Source organism: Variovorax paradoxus, assembly GCF_000834655.1.
GTDB lineage: Bacteria > Pseudomonadota > Gammaproteobacteria > Burkholderiales > Burkholderiaceae_C > Variovorax > Variovorax paradoxus_F.
On sequence record NZ_JXQQ01000010.1, the window covers coordinates 1 to 16,784 of the forward strand.

A 16,784-nucleotide genomic window follows, 5' to 3' on the forward strand; every position below is an offset into this window, starting at 1 on the left:
GCAGAAGACGGCTGGCGAATGGACGCAATTCGTCGCTGCCGATGCTGCACTCAGTTGGCGGGTCCGTGTTGCCTATCGGGCCGTTCCTGATCTGCGTCGCTACCTATAGGAACACCGCTGTCCAGAAGTGTTGCTGAGTCGTTGCCGGAAAACAGTCTCCAATCGCCAAGTCGAGGCCAGGGTACATGTCAGAGCTATTGCCCACCAGGCGCACGACGAACTCGAATTCTTCCGCATTGGCCGCCATCGAGTTGCCGACTTCGACAGCGAGATCGAGCAGTGCCGCAGACCTCTGATGCGAGAGGTACACGGGGCATCTGTGCCGCGTCGGCACAGATTGTGTGCCGCGCGTCATCTTGTGCGACCGAGGCTGTCCAACGATCCTTGGACCACGGATCGGGGCAGTGACTGAGCCGGTCCTCAAACACCATTTTCTGGAGACAAACATGCAACGCTACGCCACCTATGAGCACATCCGCGTCGAGGTCGCTGACAAGGTCGCCGCCGTCACGTTGAACCGCCCTGACGCCCGCAATGCGATCAACCAACGGTTTATTCACGAACTCAGGACCATCTGGGACGACCTTGCCGATGACAAGGCAGTCAATGCGGTGCTGCTGACGGGCGCAGGAAGCTATTTCAGCGTCGGCGGGGACGTGAAGGCCATGGCCGTTCGCCCGGGAGGCGATGTGCTGGAAGAAGGCGAGGTTCACGATCCGATGATCAGCCGCCGATTGGTCAAACGATTGCTCGAGCTCGACAAGCCGATCGTCTGTGCCATCAACGGCGATGCGATCGGCCTGGCCGCAACGATCGCGCTTCTGTGCGACGTCACGGTTGCAGCCTTGGACGCGCGCATCGGCGACACGCACGTGAGCCGCGTCGGCTTGGTGGCGGGCGACGGCGGTACGGTGATCTGGCCCTTGCTGGTGGGCGTCTCAAAAGCGAAAGAGTTCCTGATGCGTGGAACCTTGCTCACCGGAGTGGAAGCCGAACGGATCGGCCTGGTCAACCATGCAGTGCCGCGTACCGAAGTAGTGGCGAAAGCGCGGGCCATCGCGCTGGAGCTCGCAAACGGTCCAACATGGGCCATCCGCTGGACGAAGCTTTCGATCAACACTGTCATCAAGGAGCGGGTCAATTTGCTGCTTGAGGCCTCGATGTCGCTGGAGCAGGTCACGTTCGAGACGGCAGACCACCGCGAGGCGACGCGCGCATTCGCCGAGAAACGCAAGCCAGCGTTCACCGCAGGTTGATCATGGCGGCGACCAACGACGCTGCTCGCGACCAGCGGAAACCCGCAGCCTGGGCGGGCCTGGGATCGTCCGCATTGCCGCGCGACCCTCTGGCCGGCATTCGCGTACTCGACTTCACCATCGTGATGTCAGGCCCCATGTGCACCCGAGCGCTGGCGGACGTCGGTGCCGACGTGATCAAGATCGAGCCCCCGTCGGGAGACGTGGTTCGCCACCGGCCGCCGCACCGCTCGGGCTTCAGCACCTACTATGCGTCGATGAACTGCGGCAAGCGAAGCGTGGTCCTGGATCTTCAGACAGCTGAAGGTAAGCGCATCGCGCGCGAGCTGGCGCAGGAATCCGACATCGTGGTCGAGAACTTCCGCCCCGGCGTCATGCAACGGCTCGGTCTGGACTATGAATCGCTGTCGGCCACCAATCCACACCTGATCTACTGTTCCATCTCGGGCTTCGGACACAAGGGCCCGATGGCAGCTGCGCCGGCCTATGCACCGGTGATTCATGCCGCGTCCGAATACGAATTGGCGTACTCCGATCTCCGCAATCTCTCGCGCATCGATCATCGCGACGACCGCCGAGCATGCCGGCATCGGGTACACGTCGTGGCCCTGGATCACCTGCAGCACCGAGCGCTCGTTCTGCATGAAGCAGGCCAGATGCAGGATCGTGGCGCGTATGTTGAGGCTCTCGATCATTCGCTCCACCATGTGCTTGGCGGTGAAGTGCGGCACGTCGGCGAACATGTCCACAGACAGATAGACCATGCGTTCGATGTCGGCCTCGCGCGCCAGGTTCGGCGCGACGAGCGCCTCCGTCACTTCGTCGGGCGAGACGGCGTTCAGCAAAAACAGCGTCCGTACCGAAGACAAGGCCGCGCGCATCGAAGGCGCGTCGATCGGGTCGCCGACGGCCTCCTCGACGCGGCTCGGGAAGACCTTCTTCGCGGGGTGTGCGAACAAGGGCCCTGACTCCGGCCCCGGCATTGGCCAGGCCCTGGACGACGAGGGAACCGATGGTGCCGGTGGCACCGGTGACGAGGTTCAGTGGGGCATGGTGTCAGGGGCGCAGGTGGCACTGTGGATCCTGCATACGCGACTGCCTGCACCCAAGATCCGGGCGCTCGTCGACTTCATGTGCGCGCAGTACCCGGAGGGCTCCCTCATGTTGAACGGCTAGAAGACGGCCGGGCCGCAGTGTTTCTTCCGGTCAGGTGTTCGGCTTGACGGACAGCAACGTCGCATGACCGATTTCCCGGCGTCAACGCGCGCGCACTGGAAGGTCGAAGTGCAGCACGTCCTCGCGCACGCCAAGTCCCGCGTACAGCGCAATCGCCGGTTCATCCGGGAGGTCCGCTTGCACGAAGAGGACATAGGCGCCCCGCTCGCCGCCGATGCGCTGGAGTTCGCGGATCAGTCCGGTCGCGACACCCCTGCGCCTCTGCCCGGTGGCAACGGCGAGGTCGTAGATGTAGATCTCGCTGCGCTCCTGCTCGAACTTCTTCAGCTCGTAGGCTGCCAGCCCTCCGACCACCTGTGATCCCTCGACGGCCACCAGGGCGATGAAGGCGTCGCTGGCGAGCAGCTGCCGAAGATAGGCGGGACGCGGACGGTGCGCGCTGTAGGTCTCCGCGTCCTCGAAGGCTTCGCCGAAGACGTCAAGGAGCGCATTCATCAGCACATCGTCTGTCGCCGACAGTTGCTGGATCGTGAAGGAAGGCGTGGGCTCGAGGGACATCGTGAACAGGAAAGGCTGCACCGTGTTCGCACGCATCGGGCGGAAGCGCTGGTCTGCCGGGCGCACCTGTCGCGCGATTTTTCCCGAAGGCGATTGACCTTGTCCAGACTGCAACCCGCTCGAGCGGCGGGTCATCGACACCACCGACGCCTGCGGCGGCATCGGCCTGCACCACCCGCCCTGCGGTACGGCAGCGCAAAACGTGCATGTGCCCGTGGCGGACAGCGCGCTCGTTGCCACGAGGTGGAGCCTTGTGCGGCGGCCATGCCGCCACCGCAACACGAGGGCGCGCGCCGACATGCTCACACGACAGTCATGGCGCCACGCTTGCGGCACTCGCCGACGCGCCGCGCGCAGAGGTGGTCTTACGCTAGGCGCAAGGAGAGACCTTGTTCATGGACCGTCTGTTTGCCTCGTTCGCCAACAAGATCGCGCACATCGCGGGGAGCCCGGCCACCTTTCTTGCATGCGTGGCGATGGTCGTGGCGTGGGCGGTAGCGGGCCCGTTCTTCGGTTACTCCGAAACCTGGCAGTTGCTCATCAACACCGGCACCACCATCGTCACCTTCCTCATGGTGTTCCTGATCCAGAACACGCAGAACCGCGACGGTGTGGCTCTGCAGACAAAGCTCGACGAGCTCATCCGGTCGTCCGACGCGCAGGACGAATTCATGGGCATCGAAAAGCTCACCGACCACGAGCTGAGCGCCCTGCACGAACGCTGTGAGGCTGCCGCCAAAAGGAGCCACGCCACGCTGGAGCGCACTCGGGCCGAGCGTCGCAGGCGCGGCCACGAGAAAGACCTTGCCAAGCGCGACGATTGAGCGTCGGCCACCCCCTGCTCACACCCGTCACATGCTCTCGTGAGCCTCGTGCCTGTCTTCGAATGTTTTTGCGAGCGGCCGAGAGCCCGGCTGTCGGCATTGATCCTGCATGGCCGGCCCGCAAGCATTGCTGCGGGTGCAATGCAACTCAACGGAAACCCATCATGAACTTTTCTCAACAGATCCTTCCGGTAGACCGTGTCGTGCATGGCCGCCACACGCCCTGGCAGGTCTTCTGGTTACGCGCGTTGTTTGGCAGGAGGGAACTCCGGCGAATCGGGGGGCTGGGTGATCCACGTCGCGCGAAGCAGCCATGAACGAGTTGAGATTGAATTGGGAGCACACCCTTCCCGAAGATGGCTCGAAACTGGCCATTCGTTCGAATTGGGTTTCCGGCACGCCCGCCGCACAGGCCTACCTCGAGGTCCTCATCGCTCGCATCGCGGAAATCGACCCCGCATCGAAGTGCGTCCTGGACACTCGGCAGGCGACCGTCTCGCGCTCGTCGCCTTCGAACCTGGGGAGTTTCACCTCCGCGCATTTCTGGCGGCTGTCCGAAACGCTGAACCTGCAACCCTCGCCTTCGCTGCCCGCTGCGCGATTGGTGCTTGTCGAAGGCATGCGCCCGTCCAGGGCGGCCAGACAACTGCACACGACCCCCCCAGGCATTGACCAACATCTTGCGCAAGCTCAGAACCGCGCATGCGACCTCCGAGAGATTGCGAGGGAGTCGCCCCTGAGGGGCGAGGTCAGTGAGCGCTGCCTGCGTCGCAGCCTCAACCTTTCCGGGGGTAAACCGTACAAGGCCGCCAAGCCGCGGCGTGCCTTCAGCGCCGTGGGCCCTCAGAAGCAGGATTGTCTTGATCCGCTGCAAACCTGCCACGCGGCAAGGGATCGCGTTCACGCGTGAGGGTCTGCAAGCTTTCTCCTTCCGAACTGCGCTCCTTCGCCTCGTCCTGCGTGAGTTCCCCGCTCTCGGCGACGTCGCGTCGAGCATCCGGGTCGGGAATCAGGACGGGCTTGTTTTGCGGTGGCTTGACGTAGTCGGTCATCGAATTGCTCCTTGTCTGGGGAATCAGGATCCGCCTGGCTCGAACGAGCGCGCTGTAGGAGTCGGCCGCGCGCGCCCGCCCCACAATTTCGATCGCGCGAGGCGCGACGGTCGCTGGCCCATGCGTCTGACCTCGCTGCCGCAACGTCGCAAAAACGCCAAGGGCACGCATCCCCTAGCCGATGGGGCACCGTGGCCAGACGACTGTGACTAACGAGGACGGGTCGAGCCTCCGCGGTTGTACGGCAGGCTGCAATGCGGCGTGTGCTGCCTGCCTTCAATGAACCCTCGCCGCGGCGCAGCGTTGTCGGGGGCATCGAGCCGCGCTACGCGTCCTGCTCCTACGTTGCCGCCATGATCGGCACGATAACGTGCATTGCTCTGAAACCGCCTCGGGCCGAGCCAGGCCCATGACCCCCATGAATCTTCACCGTTCCCTCCTGATCGCAAGCGTCGTCGCGCTCGGCGCCTGCGCCGGCAACAGCCCCACCCCGTCTTCGTCGGCCTCAACCACGGCCATCGACAACCAGCCCGATCCCACGATCCTCTTGGTCCCCGTCCGCGTCGAGGATCCTCGGCTCGCATCGGGCTGTTGGGCACAGTTCTACTCGAAGCGCGACTTTCAAGGCGATGTCGCCACGCTCGTGGGTCCCGCCCAGGTGCAGAGCCTGGACAAAGGCACCGCACGCCAGCTCAAGCGCGACATCGACAGCGTGAGCGTAGGCCCTCGCGCCACCCTCGAGGTGTACGAGCACGCCATGTTCAAGGATCGCACGGTGCGCTTCGAGGCCAACAGCCGCGAAGGGGGCCTGGTTCGCAAGCTCGGTTTTGGCGGCCGCATCGAGGCACTGAGGTTGTCCTGCCTCTGAACCTGGCGAGCTCTCGGCTGGGAGGGCGCTGAAAGCGCGCTCCTGTCGCGCCACGATCGCCGGAAGGGGGCATCGACCGCGCAAAGGAAAGCGCGCGCGACCGTTGGCCACGCGCCTCACAGCCAAGCCACCCGCAACGCTCGCGCGAACCGCCTCGAGCACCTCGGTGCCGGTGACCGGCACAACGCCGCTGCGAACGAAAGACGATCAGTGCGGCTGTCGGAACCCGGACTGAGAGCTTACAGGATCGCAGCATTCGCCGCCCCCTGTGCGGTAGATCCCGTAGGACTCCGCGGCAGGCCGAATTCAACGTCACATCGCCGTCTCAGCCTTTCAGGGTCTCCCTGACCTTCTTGGCCAAAGCTTCCAGCGTGTACGGCTTTCCGATCATTTCGACCCCGCCCTCGAGCATGCCGTTGCGTCCCACGGCGTTGCGTGAATAGCCGGAGGTGAAGAGAATCTTGACCGAAGGCCAGCGTCGGCGCACCTCCTCCGCGAGCTTGGCCCCGTTGACTTCGGGCATCACGACATCGGTGAAAAGGAGCGCGATCTCGGGATGTGATTCCAGCTGACGCAAGGCGGCTGCGGCGCCATCTGCGTGGAGCACGCGATATCCCAGCTCCGTGAGCGCGTCGATGCTCAGCTGGCGGACCGCTGGCTCGTCCTCCACCACGAGGACCATCTCCTGTCGCTCGCCGAGCGGCACGTCGTCTGTGCGCGGCACGCACCCGTCGCCTTCGGCGGCGCCTTCAAATCGCGGCAGGAAGACCTTGACCGTGGTGCCGTGACCGACTTCGGAATAGATCTTCACGTGGCCACCGGTCTGCTTGACGAAACCATACACCTGGCTCAGCCCGAGGCCCGTGCCTTTGCCGACCCCCTTGGTGGTAAAGAACGGATCGAAGGCCTTCGCGATGACCTCCTCGCTCATGCCGACACCGGTGTCGGTGACGGCAATGACGACATACTGCCCCAAGGGCACGCCCGCGCGGGAATCGGGGTCCTGGCCGTCGAGGTCTGCGTTCTGGGTTGCAATGGTCAGGCGCCCGCCGTCGGCCATGGCGTCGCGCGCATTCACCGCAAGGTTGAGGATCACGTTCTCGAGCTGGTTCGGATCCGCGTGGGCGCACCAGAGCCCGTCGGTGGGCGCGGTCACCAGCAACACGTCGGCGCCCAGCGCCCGACACAGCAGGTCGTACATGCCCGCCACCAGCTTGTTCGCGTCGATCGGCTCGGGTCGCAGCGGCTGCTGGCGTGAGAACGCAAGCAGCCGCTGCGTCAGCACGGCGGCGCGCCGAGCGCCGTCCATGGCGGCTTCGGTGTATCGCTGGACGCGCGGGTCCGCATCGCCGACGCAGCGCTTGAGCAATTCGAGCGAACCCATGACGACGGCCAGCATGTTGTTGAAATCGTGGGCGATGCCGCCTGTGAGCTGGCCGACGGCCTCCATCTTCTGGGACTGGTGCAGCCGCTCGTGCGCCAGTTCGAGTTCGGCGGTGCGGGCCTTGACGCGCTCCTCGAGCTGCGTGTTCGCCTGGTGCACTGCTTCGAACAGCCGCGCGTTGTCGATGGCGATGGCTGTCTGCGCCGCCAAGCCGACCATCACGCGCTCCGAGCGTTCGGTGAACATGCCCGGCATCACATGACCAAAGAACAGCCCGCCGATGACTTCGCCCGAGCGTGACACCACCGGTACCGCCAGATAGCTGCGCACCGGCAGATGCCCCCTTGGCATCCCCTTGTGGGGCGGGTTCTGTCCATAGCGCGGATCCTCGAGGATGTCCGGCGAGCGGATCACGCCCTCACCGCGGAAGGTGGGCGCGAACACGGCGGTCGCGCGCGGAAGACCCAGATTCTCGAACGCGGCCCGCTCGGCACCCGAGAGTGAATAGAGCGTGTACCGCTCGCCGGCCTCGTCCACGATGTTGTAGAAGAACGCGCCAAAGCTCGCGCCGGTGAGCTTCACGCCCGCATCGACCACGCGTTGCACCAGCGTCTGGAGGTCGAGCTCGGCAGCGATCTGCGCGCCGATGCCGTTGATGGTCTCCAGCGCCTGCGTCTCCATGGCGAGGCGGTCACGACTGTCGCGCAGCCGCGTTTCCACGCGCGCGCGTTCAACCGCGTCCCAGGTTCTCTGCGCAGTCACATTGGCCAGATCGATGTCGTTGGCTGACCACGCGCGTGGCGCTGATTCATGCAGGTAGAAGATGGCGCGCAGGCCGCCATTGCGCAGCAAAGGCACCACGATGAGCGCGCGCGTGCCGATGCTGTCCCACGTGTGGGCGTACCCGTCACCGGCACGCGCATCCGTGCGGAAATCCTCGATCACAAGCGTGCGACCGGCCTTCAGTTCGGCGATGACCTCGGGACCGAATCCATCGAGCAGGCGCGACTCTCCGGCCAGGGTCGGCATGCCGCTCGCACTCCAGTCGCGTGCGACGGTGACCGTCTGCTGGGCGGCATCGATCTCGGCATACCCTGCGCGTCCCACACCCAGGTGACGGCCCAGCAGTTCGGCAGCCGCACTGGCCACGGCGACCGGGTCCATCTGGTCGCGCACGGTGTCGCTCAGCTTCAAGAGGAAGCGCTCGCGCTCCTGGAGCGCCCTTCGCTCGGTCGTCTCCACGACGATCGCGAGCACGCCGGCGGGACGGCCGCTTTCGTCGAGGACCGGGGAGTAGTCGAGGTCCATCCATGCAGGCTCGGGCTTCCCGTGGCGATGCAGGACAAGCTCCTGATCCTTGAAGCTCAGCGTGCCACCGGCCAGGCCGACCTTCATGACATGGCCGTTGAAATCGGCCACTTCCGGCCACCCCTCGCGCACCTTGGAGCCGAGCAACTGCGGATGGCGTTCGCCCGCGAACTTCGAATAGGCATCGTTGTAGATCATGAAGCCCGCCTCGCCCCACAGCATCACGATCGGCACTGGCGAGCGCAGCAGCAGGCTGGTCGCGGATTTGAGGCTCTGAGGCCAATTGCCGATGGGGCCCAGCGACGTCCGATGCCAGGGAAATGCCTGCACCAGCCTGCCCAGCTCCCCGCCTCCCTCCAAAAATGCGGGATGCGTTGCCTGCCCACCGACGCGGGAGCGCTCTGCGCAGCCGGAATCGTCCACCATCGCTAGCTCCTTCTATAGCCAAGCCGCAGCCGCCGCCTCATGGCGCGCAGGCCCAAGGAATATAGCGTCGCGCAGAGGATTTCAAGGACATGTCCGGCAAATGCCTCGCGCGCGCCTGCGACCGAGCAAGACCATCAACCGGACCGGGTCGCGCTTTGACGAGCCACCGCACATGTCGACGTCGGCTGCATCCCAACGGCGGTGCGCTCCTACAGTCCCGAGCAAGTGCAGCGCCAATGCTGGTCGCCACGAAGGAGACAGGCCATGCGTGCTTCAAGCAACACCCCCTCGGAAACCAGCGACGACCGCGACAACCGGCGGGTCTTCGTCTGGGGCGCATGCGCCGCCGTGATCGTGTTTCTCGGCGCAGTGGCTTACTTCTATGCGGTGGACAAGCGCGGCGAGGCGCCGCCCCAGCCGCCGGCCGCGCAGGGCCAGAGCGCGCCACAACCCGCGAAGCCCTGAGTTGGTGGACACCCCCGAGCGCAAGCCTCATGGCCTATCGGGAAGGCGGCGCAGCAATCGCGTGAACCGACGATGTCGCATGGCGCTTTTCACCTCGGCCAGCGACAGCATCGCCGGCTGGGCCCGGTACGCAAGGTTCTCGCAGCCGGCCTGCTTCCGAGTTGCCTCGCCCCGCGTCGATAATGGCTTGTCCCAGCCTTCCTGAGGCGCGTTGCCCTCGTTGCACGACGCTCCGCGGGCTCCTCCCTCCCCTGATGACTTCCCTGCCCTTGAATCCACCATGAACCTGCAGCAGCGCCATCAGATCCGTGCCGATGGACGCGGCCCCGCGACCCTGTTCTTTGCCCACGGGTTCGGCTGCGATCAGAACATGTGGCGACTGTTGGAACCGGAGTACCGCGGGCGCTATCGAACGGTGGTCTTCGATCTCGTGGGGAGCGGCGCTTCGGATCTGTCAGCGTTCGACACGCACAAGTATTCGACGCTGGAAGGCCACGCCCGCGACGTGGCGGAGATCGTGAAGGAATATCGGGAGGGGCCCGCCGTTTTCATTGGTCATTCGGTCAGCGCCATGATCGGTGCCTTGGCGGATCTGGCAAATCCCGGATTGATCGCGGCGCACGCTATGGTGAGTCCATCGCCGTGCTACATCAACGATGGCGACTACATCGGCGGATTCGAGCGTGCCGATATCGACTCCCTGCTGCACACCCTCGAGAGCAATTACCTTGGATGGTCGAGCACGATGGCGCCGGCCATCATGGGAGCGCCCGAGCAGCCTGAGCTCGGCGTGGAGCTGACCAACAGCTTCTGTCGCACGGATCCGGAAATCGCCAAGCAATTCGCGCGGGCGACATTCCTGTCGGACCACCGTTCGGTGATCGAGAAGCTGCAGACCCCTGTTCTTTGCCATTAATGTCTGAGACAGCGCATTAAAGTCCGAGACAGCGCATTAATGTCTGAGACACGCCCATCGGTCGGGGGAGCGCTAGCGGCTTGGTGCTCTGCTGCCAAGTCTTAGGTAGGCCGACAATCACGGTTGGCCATTCGCTACGGCCGGTCTAGACTGCCTGAGGTCGTTCGGCACCGGACGATCAATGACGGTGAGGGGCATGAAGCGGTCTCTGGCCTCAGTCTGCGTCGTGACCGTTCTACAGAGAGATCAGACGCTAGTCTGGACCACCACCGAGTCACGGCATAAGCCTTTCAACAGGCTAAGTGTTTAACTCCATTGCGTCGTGCGAACAGCGCGCCTTCAGGTCGTCGACTAGCCACCTGGCCGCGGGCCCCGGCGGATCTAGGGCGCGATGGAATGCTGCCATCGCCAGCGAAAAGCCGGCAGGCAGCATGTCCTCGACATCGAGTGAAATCAGCGCGCCGCTCGCAAGGTCGCTCTGCACCATGTGCATCGGCATGTTGCCCCAGCCCACGCCGTCCCTAAGAAATGCGTGCTTGGTGGAAAGGTCTGCCAATCTCCAGGTCGAAGCCGACTTGACGCCGAAGTCCCGGCCCGCGCTCAACTCCGATCGGTCAGTGAGAACGAGTTGGACGTGCTTGGCCAAGGCAGCCTTTGGAATTCTTCGCTTGAAGCTCGCCAGCGGGTGGTCAGGTGCGGCCACGGTGACCAATGTCACCTGGCCAATGCTCTCGCTGCTTAGCGACGGAAACTCGACCGCCAGCGGCGCCAGTATTCCCAGGCTGCACCGTCCGTCCAGCACCGGCTGGTATCCCGCACCTAAACCTTCCACGAACAACCTCAACGGAGTGAGCGGAAATCGGCTCACAAACGCCTTTGCGGCCGCACTGACGAGCGCCGTGGGAAAAAAGACGTCCACCACGACAGAGAGTTCTGCTTCCAACCCGGCAGACATCAACCTTGCGCGGGCCTTCATCGTGTCGACGCCGGACACGATGTTGCGTGCGTCCGCGAGCAAGAGAACGCCCTCGGGTGTCAGCTTCGGGTACCTGCCCGACCTGTCGAACAGCACGACGCCGATTTGGCCCTCCAGGCTGCTGACCCACCCGCTCACCGCGGACTGGACGCGATTGAGCCGTCGGGCCGCCGCCGAGAAGCTGCCTTCATCCACGGCCGCGATGAACGTTCGCAGCTGGTCTAGGGACACGCCATCGAGCATTTGAACTCCTTCCATCTCCAGGGCAGATGGATTAGATCTCAATATACCGGCTTCTCAGAATGATGCCGCGTCTCCACCATTCAAGCCACGGGAAAAGACTTCCCGAGGCCCTGTGCGCCGAAGCGGGCAGGTCGTACTTCTTCATCAATCTTTTGAGGCTCTCATGCAACTCCTTCATCTCGACTCCAGTGTGCTCGGCGGCGCGTCCGTCAGCAGGCAACTTTCCGCCGAACTGGTCGCGCGCCACCGCGCCCTGCACCCCGGCATCCGGGTCGTGTCCCGCGACCTGGCGGCCGACCCGGTGCTGCACCTCTCCGGCGCCCACCTGGCCGCCTTCAACGGTGCAGCCACCGAAGACGCGACCATCACGGCGGATCTGGTCAAGGGCAACGCGTACATGGACGAACTCTTCGCGTCGGACATCCTCGTCATCGGCGCGCCCATGTACAACTTGTCGATTCCGACGCCGCTCAAGGCCTGGATCGACCGCATCGCGGTCGCCGGCAAAACCTTCCGCTACACCGCCACTGGCCCCGAAGGCCTGCTGAAGGGCAAGAGGGCATTCATCGCCTCGGCGCGAGGGGGCGTGTATTCGGCTGGCAGCCCGGCGGCGGGTCTCGAACACCAGGAGAGCTACCTCATCGGCTTGCTCGCGTTTCTGGGAATCACCGACGTGACCGTCGTGCGCGCCGAAGGCATCGCCATGGGCCCCGAGGCCAAAAAGGCTGCCGTCGCAGAGGCGCTCGCCGACATCGCAGCTATCTCGGCCTGAAGGACCCGACGTTCAATCAATCATCAATTAAGGAATCTTCATGACTTACTCAATCATCGGCTCGGGCAACGTCGGCTCGGCGCTCGCCCGTCAGTTCGCGCGCGGCGGCATCGCTGTCGGGGTCGCCAACACGCGTGGACCCGACACCATCGAAACCCTCGAAAAGGAACTCGTTGGCTACGTCACGGCATTGACCCTGCAGGATGCGGTCAACGCAGACGTGGTCATTCTCGCGGTGCCGTTCAGCGCACACGTCGATGTCGCCCGCGCTGCAGGGCAGTGGACCGACAAGATCGTGGTCGACGCCATGAACACCTACGGCGTTCCGCCGGAAGCGCTGAAAGGTCAGCCGTCCACGCTCGTGGTGGCGTCTGCCTTCCCTGGTGCACGCGTGGTCAAGACGTTCAATCAACTTCCGGCCAGGCTGCTGGCGATGAATCCGGTTGAGCACGGCGGACGGCGGGTCATGTTCGTGGCCGGGGATGAGACGCAGGCCACCGCCGTCATCTCGAAGCTGGTCGGCGACCTGGGCTTCGCGCCGATCGTCCTCGGGACACTCGCGGAGTCCGGTACGTTGCTGGACAAAGGCGGCGCGCTGGTTCTGCAGAATCTCATCAAGCAGGGGTGACTCTCGCTCGCGCTTCTGCTTGAGATCTTCGAACAGCTCATCGCGTCACGGCACGTCCGACGACTGCGATGAGTCGCGAAGCAGTCATTCAAAAATCTGCGGCCAACGACCGTAATCGCTGCTAAGCCGGCAGTCGATGCACTGATTCAAACGTTGGCTTCAGGGCCCATAGCAGTAAGCAACTCAAGCTGAAAAGCGCGACAGCTGGATCCTCTCGGATCGAATGGCGCCTCGCACAAGCCTCGGACGTCGCGTGAGTTCGCAACAACGGGACGATCTGTCAGCTGGGCCTATCGGCGAACGACTTGTTGGATCCAATGTTGCTTGGGTGGAGCGTGGCATTCACACGCACCCGTTCGCGAGGTGCACAGCGCCCCCGCCGCGAGGGCGCGCCTTAAAATGCCAGCCGTCCTTCTTCTACCTAGGTCAATGCGCGCTGCAAGCCATGAGTGTCGGTGCACAAAAGGAGACAGCGGCTTGGTGGGTAAAAGACGGAAATCCGGGACAACTCTAGTAACTGCCGCGCGTCAAACCCAACTTTATCCGGCAAAGCAGCACGACTTATGTAGCCCGGGTGGTTGTCTCGGACTTTGTTGCTCGCGGTTTGCGCCGTACGGAGTCGACTCGCGCGGTTGTCTCAGACTTCGGAGCATCGGGGCGAAGTCGTCGTTCCGAACATTTCGCTGGTGATCGTGTCTCAGACATTATTGGCAAAGAACAACCCCATCGCTGATTCTGCAATGCGACGACGATCTGATTGCCCCCGTTGCGGTGGGCGAGTACATGCACAGAGTCATGCCGAACAGCGTGCTCAAGGTCATCGAGAATGTGGGGCATTGCCCGCATCTGAGCCGGCCGGGCGCGAGCAGCGACGCGATCGATTCCTTCCTGTTGCAGCACCGCCTCTAGCCGCATCCCGTGACCACGCTCGATCCCGACTGCGAAAGGCTCCTCGATGGCGCACCCTGCGGATTGATGGAGACGGACGCGAGGGGCGTTTTCCTGCGCGTCAACACGCCGTTCTGCACGTGGCTGGGCTACGAGAAGTCAGACCTGGTGAACAAGCGCAGACTCCAGGATCTGCTGAGCATGGGTGCTCGCATCTTTCACCAGACACATTGGGCGCCGCTGCTGGAGATGCAGGGATCGATCTCCGAATTGAAACTTGACGTCCGGCACCGAGACGGAAGCTCGGTGCCGATGGTCCTGAACGTGATTCGCCATGGACACGGGCCCACACACACGCAGGAGGTGGCGGCCTTCGTCGCCCGGGACCGGGACAAGTACGAGCAGGAGTTGCTGCTTTCGCGCAAGCGACTCGAGGTGCAGGTTGCGGCGGTCGAACGCCTTCAGGCCGAGACCAAGGACAGGGCGCTGTTCGCCGAGCAGATGATCGGCATCGTGAGTCACGATTTGCGCAACCCGCTGTCGGCGGTGGGCATGGGCATCCAGCTGCTTTTCAGGCATGCGCCCACGGACAACCAGGCGCGTGTGATGTCCCGCATGGCGCAGTCGGTGGACCGAGCAAACCGACTCGTCGCCGATCTGCTTGACTTCACGGTGGCCCGCGTAGGCAAGGGCCTGTCCATCAATGCCTCCGCTGTCGACCTTCACGACACCGTGGCCCAGACCGTGGACGAACTCGCCTTGTCATTTCCCGGTCGGGCCTTGCGGCATGAAACGCGTGGCGACGGCGAGTGTCAGGTCGATCCGGATCGGGTGTCGCAGATGGTCGGCAATCTGGTGGCGAATGCGATCGCCTACGGCGACACCCACCGGGAAGTGACGATCACGGCCTCTGTGCTGAGCGACCGCGCTGAAATAGCGGTCCATAACTGGGGGGCACCGATCCCCCGCGACAAGATCGCTTCCTTGTTCCAACCGATGGTTCGCGGCGCTGTAGGCGGCACGGGCCGAAGCGTCGGTCTGGGCCTGTTCATCATCCTGGAAATCGCGAAGGCCCACGGCGGCACCGTGGAGGTTGAATCAAACGAAGCGTCCGGAACGACTTTCCTGGCGGTGCTTCCGCGCGTCTGCGGGGTCACGAAGCCCGACCTTCCATCGGCCGATTAAAGACGCTGCAAACGCCTTGCGCGTTCGAAAGGCACCTGCGAGACCGCTTGTTTCCGACGCCGGCCCCCGAGCAGAAGGCGCAGACTGGGCGTCGCCAGACCGCGTTCTGTTATTGGGTCAGGAACTCTTCGGCCGATTTGCCGGCTTCCAGTGCCGCCTTGAACCAGCCGGGACGCGGACCACGGCCGCTCCACACATTGCCTTGGTCATCCTTGTATTTCGGTGCGCTCGTTGCGGCAGCAGACGTCTGCTGCGTCTTGCGCGCGGTCTTGGCAATGCGTTTCTTTGCGACTTTCGCCTGCGTGGGTGCCTTGCCAAAACCGAGTTCGGCGGCCGTGAATCCATACACGACGATGGCTTCCTTGATCCGGCTGAGCACGCCGTCGGCCTCTTTCCTGCGCAATTGCTCGGCTTCCTTTTGCAATTGCTCGATCTGCTTTTGTACCTGGAGAAAAGTCTTTGCCATGAACAACCTTCAATGGATAGAAAACCGGGAGCTTAACGCGCAACGCTCTGGACTCTCGTCACCTCCTATTGGCCTGTTGAAACCGGCAGTCTCCGGCCCTAATGTCCGGCGAGATGCCGACAGCCGATTACAACGCCGATTTCGAATTGCATTCAATGCGTTGGCTCTGAAGCGAAGCCACGCGCAGCGCTATTGCAAACTGCGTTATTTGAACGCGATCCTTCGATGCCATTGATTGAAAGGATCGCGCGGCGTTCAAGCGGCTCTTCTCTCAACATCGCCGCACTGCCACCTGGCCACACCCACATCCCAGATCGCATCAGGCCCGCGCAACCCGCGAAAAAGCGCAAGGGGAGCAAATGGAAGCGCGTCATCGACGCCGCGTCCACCGATGGCAGTGTGGACCGCCCGGCACCGCTGTACCTCAGAGCGCCTCACTGATGCGATGCCTCGCTTGCAGCCTCGGAAGGTTGTCCCCCGCGCCTGTGCATAACTTTGTGGAGAACCGCTTGCATTGCCATCAAGAACGTTGACGGGAGCGGGCTGCATCACGCTGCCCACCAAACGTGCAAGCCGCACCTGTGGATATCAGAAAGGATCCGACGCATGCGTGGCCTCGGGGACCCGAGAGGTTCCAACCGATCGAAAAGGTGCGTCGCGGATGCACCCGCCGCGCAGAGGCTGCAACGCGCGCCATGGCGCTGGCCCGAGAAAGGAAGGCGTCCACGACCCTCATAGCCGGGCAGCCACTTATGATTCGGCGGCCGCCCGGTGGCACGGCGCCTTGAAGCAGACAGCCCGCCTCGTCGCCGATCCGACCGCGCCGCTCCGCAACTCCTTGAACAGCGTGCTGCAGCAGGTCCGCGCAGTGGCGTTCTCAGCCAGTAGTGCTCGCGACCGTGCCGGGCGTTGTGCGCACGAGCGCGCGGCAACACGTCACCGTTGGACTCGACGAACTGCGAACAGGCCGGCCGCCGCTCGCCCCGCGGGAGGCGGGCGCTTCACTCAGATGTCGACGGCGCACCGATGATCTCGTCCTCCAGGCGGCACGTCTCCGCGATGATGAGTTCATAGAGGGCACGCAGGAAGACCGGGCTCACGCCGTGCTCGGTGGCAAAGGCCGCCGCACGCTCCTGCACCACGCCGATGCGATGCGGTTGCATCATCGGAATCGAATGGTCACGCTTGTGCAGCCCGATGCGGCAACAGCAGTCGAGCCTGCGCCGGATGGTCTCGAGCAGCGTCCTGTCCAGGCCGTCGAGCTCGTCGCGCAGCGTTCGCAGGATCCGTTGGGCGTCCTCGCCGCTGCCGACAGTGGCCGCGGTTGTGTCTTGGCCCGGGGCCGCGCTGTCCCGGCGTCCGCCCGCAAGTCCATGTTCTGAGTTCATGTGCG

General features: G+C 63.9%; 14 protein-coding genes and 3 pseudogenes. 10 read left to right on the forward strand and 7 right to left on the reverse strand.

All coding sequences use genetic code 11. The features are described from left to right. Positions 1-446: 446 nt before the first annotated feature. Positions 447-1,256: an enoyl-CoA hydratase/isomerase family protein gene (locus RT97_RS04775; RefSeq protein WP_042577646.1), complete on the forward strand. Its 810-nt coding sequence runs from the start codon at positions 447-449 to the stop codon at positions 1,254-1,256. A 137-nt stretch (positions 1,257-1,393) separates the two neighbouring features. Further along, positions 1,394-1,708 (forward strand): annotated as a pseudogene (locus RT97_RS34070) (CoA transferase); the annotation flags it as partial. A gap of 141 nt (positions 1,709-1,849) precedes the next feature. Here RT97_RS34070 and RT97_RS34075 read toward each other — a convergent pair. Continuing rightward, positions 1,850-2,239 (reverse strand): annotated as a pseudogene (locus RT97_RS34075) (NmrA family NAD(P)-binding protein); the annotation flags it as partial. A gap of 274 nt (positions 2,240-2,513) precedes the next feature. Further along, positions 2,514-2,990 carry an AAC(3)-I family aminoglycoside N-acetyltransferase gene (locus RT97_RS33995; protein ID WP_042577877.1) on the reverse strand — a complete coding sequence of 159 codons (477 nt, stop codon included), beginning with the start codon at positions 2,988-2,990 and terminating at the stop codon, positions 2,514-2,516. A 395-nt stretch (positions 2,991-3,385) separates the two neighbouring features. On the opposite strand from RT97_RS33995, the gene RT97_RS04795 reads away from it, so the two are divergent. After that, complete coding sequence (locus RT97_RS04795) at positions 3,386-3,814, forward strand: low affinity iron permease family protein (RefSeq protein WP_042577647.1); 429 nt, start codon at positions 3,386-3,388, stop codon at positions 3,812-3,814. Between the two features lie 827 nt (positions 3,815-4,641). Here the strand turns inward: RT97_RS04795 and RT97_RS33005 are convergent. Then, positions 4,642-4,866 (reverse strand): hypothetical protein, encoded by a 225-nt coding sequence (locus RT97_RS33005; protein ID WP_155403726.1) that lies wholly within the window; start codon positions 4,864-4,866, stop codon positions 4,642-4,644. 418 nt (positions 4,867-5,284) lie between these two features. Here RT97_RS33005 and RT97_RS04805 point away from each other — a divergent pair, with 418 nt between their 5' ends. Beyond that, entirely contained in the window at positions 5,285-5,734 is a 450-nt protein-coding gene (locus tag RT97_RS04805) for a hypothetical protein (RefSeq protein ID WP_042577649.1), read from the forward strand. A gap of 325 nt (positions 5,735-6,059) precedes the next feature. On the opposite strand, the gene RT97_RS31995 is transcribed toward RT97_RS04805, so the two are convergent. Then, on the reverse strand, positions 6,060-8,852 hold the full coding sequence (locus RT97_RS31995) for a GAF domain-containing protein (RefSeq protein ID WP_052810544.1): 2,793 nt from the start codon (positions 8,850-8,852) through the stop codon (positions 6,060-6,062). 264 nt (positions 8,853-9,116) lie between these two features. Between RT97_RS31995 and RT97_RS04815 the strand changes: the two genes are divergently transcribed. Together RT97_RS04815 and RT97_RS04820 are read left to right on the forward strand one after the other, a co-directional pair. Continuing rightward, positions 9,117-9,317, forward strand: coding sequence for a hypothetical protein (locus RT97_RS04815; RefSeq protein WP_042577650.1), 201 nt, complete (start codon positions 9,117-9,119; stop codon positions 9,315-9,317). Between the two features lie 280 nt (positions 9,318-9,597). Then, positions 9,598-10,233, forward strand: coding sequence for an alpha/beta fold hydrolase (locus tag RT97_RS04820; protein ID WP_052810545.1), 636 nt, complete (start codon positions 9,598-9,600; stop codon positions 10,231-10,233). Between the two features lie 298 nt (positions 10,234-10,531). Here the strand turns inward: RT97_RS04820 and RT97_RS04825 are convergent, their stop codons facing one another. Continuing rightward, complete coding sequence (locus RT97_RS04825; protein ID WP_042577651.1) at positions 10,532-11,452, reverse strand: LysR family transcriptional regulator; 921 nt, start codon at positions 11,450-11,452, stop codon at positions 10,532-10,534. A gap of 163 nt (positions 11,453-11,615) precedes the next feature. Between RT97_RS04825 and RT97_RS04830 the strand changes: the two genes are divergently transcribed. From RT97_RS04830 to RT97_RS04840, 4 genes and pseudogenes are all read left to right on the forward strand, one after another. Further along, the gene (locus RT97_RS04830; RefSeq protein WP_042577652.1) at positions 11,616-12,224 is read left to right on the forward strand and encodes an FMN-dependent NADH-azoreductase; all 609 of its coding nucleotides are present in this window, start codon (positions 11,616-11,618) and stop codon (positions 12,222-12,224) included. A gap of 40 nt (positions 12,225-12,264) precedes the next feature. Next, positions 12,265-12,852 (forward strand): NADPH-dependent F420 reductase, encoded by a 588-nt coding sequence (locus RT97_RS04835; RefSeq protein WP_042577653.1) that lies wholly within the window; start codon positions 12,265-12,267, stop codon positions 12,850-12,852. A gap of 720 nt (positions 12,853-13,572) precedes the next feature. Next, positions 13,573-13,761: pseudogene (locus RT97_RS34185) on the forward strand (alpha/beta fold hydrolase); the annotation flags it as partial. 9 nt (positions 13,762-13,770) lie between these two features. Next, positions 13,771-14,925, forward strand: coding sequence for a PAS domain-containing sensor histidine kinase (locus RT97_RS04840; protein ID WP_052810546.1), 1,155 nt, complete (start codon positions 13,771-13,773; stop codon positions 14,923-14,925). A 109-nt stretch (positions 14,926-15,034) separates the two neighbouring features. Here RT97_RS04840 and RT97_RS04845 read toward each other — a convergent pair whose 3' ends face one another. Together RT97_RS04845 and RT97_RS04850 are read right to left on the reverse strand one after the other, a co-directional pair. Further along, entirely contained in the window at positions 15,035-15,391 is a 357-nt protein-coding gene (locus RT97_RS04845; RefSeq protein WP_042577655.1) for an H-NS histone family protein, read from the reverse strand. 1,001 nt (positions 15,392-16,392) lie between these two features. After that, on the reverse strand, positions 16,393-16,779 hold the full coding sequence (locus tag RT97_RS04850; RefSeq protein WP_080898164.1) for a chorismate mutase family protein: 387 nt from the start codon (positions 16,777-16,779) through the stop codon (positions 16,393-16,395). Positions 16,780-16,784 lie beyond the last annotated feature (5 nt).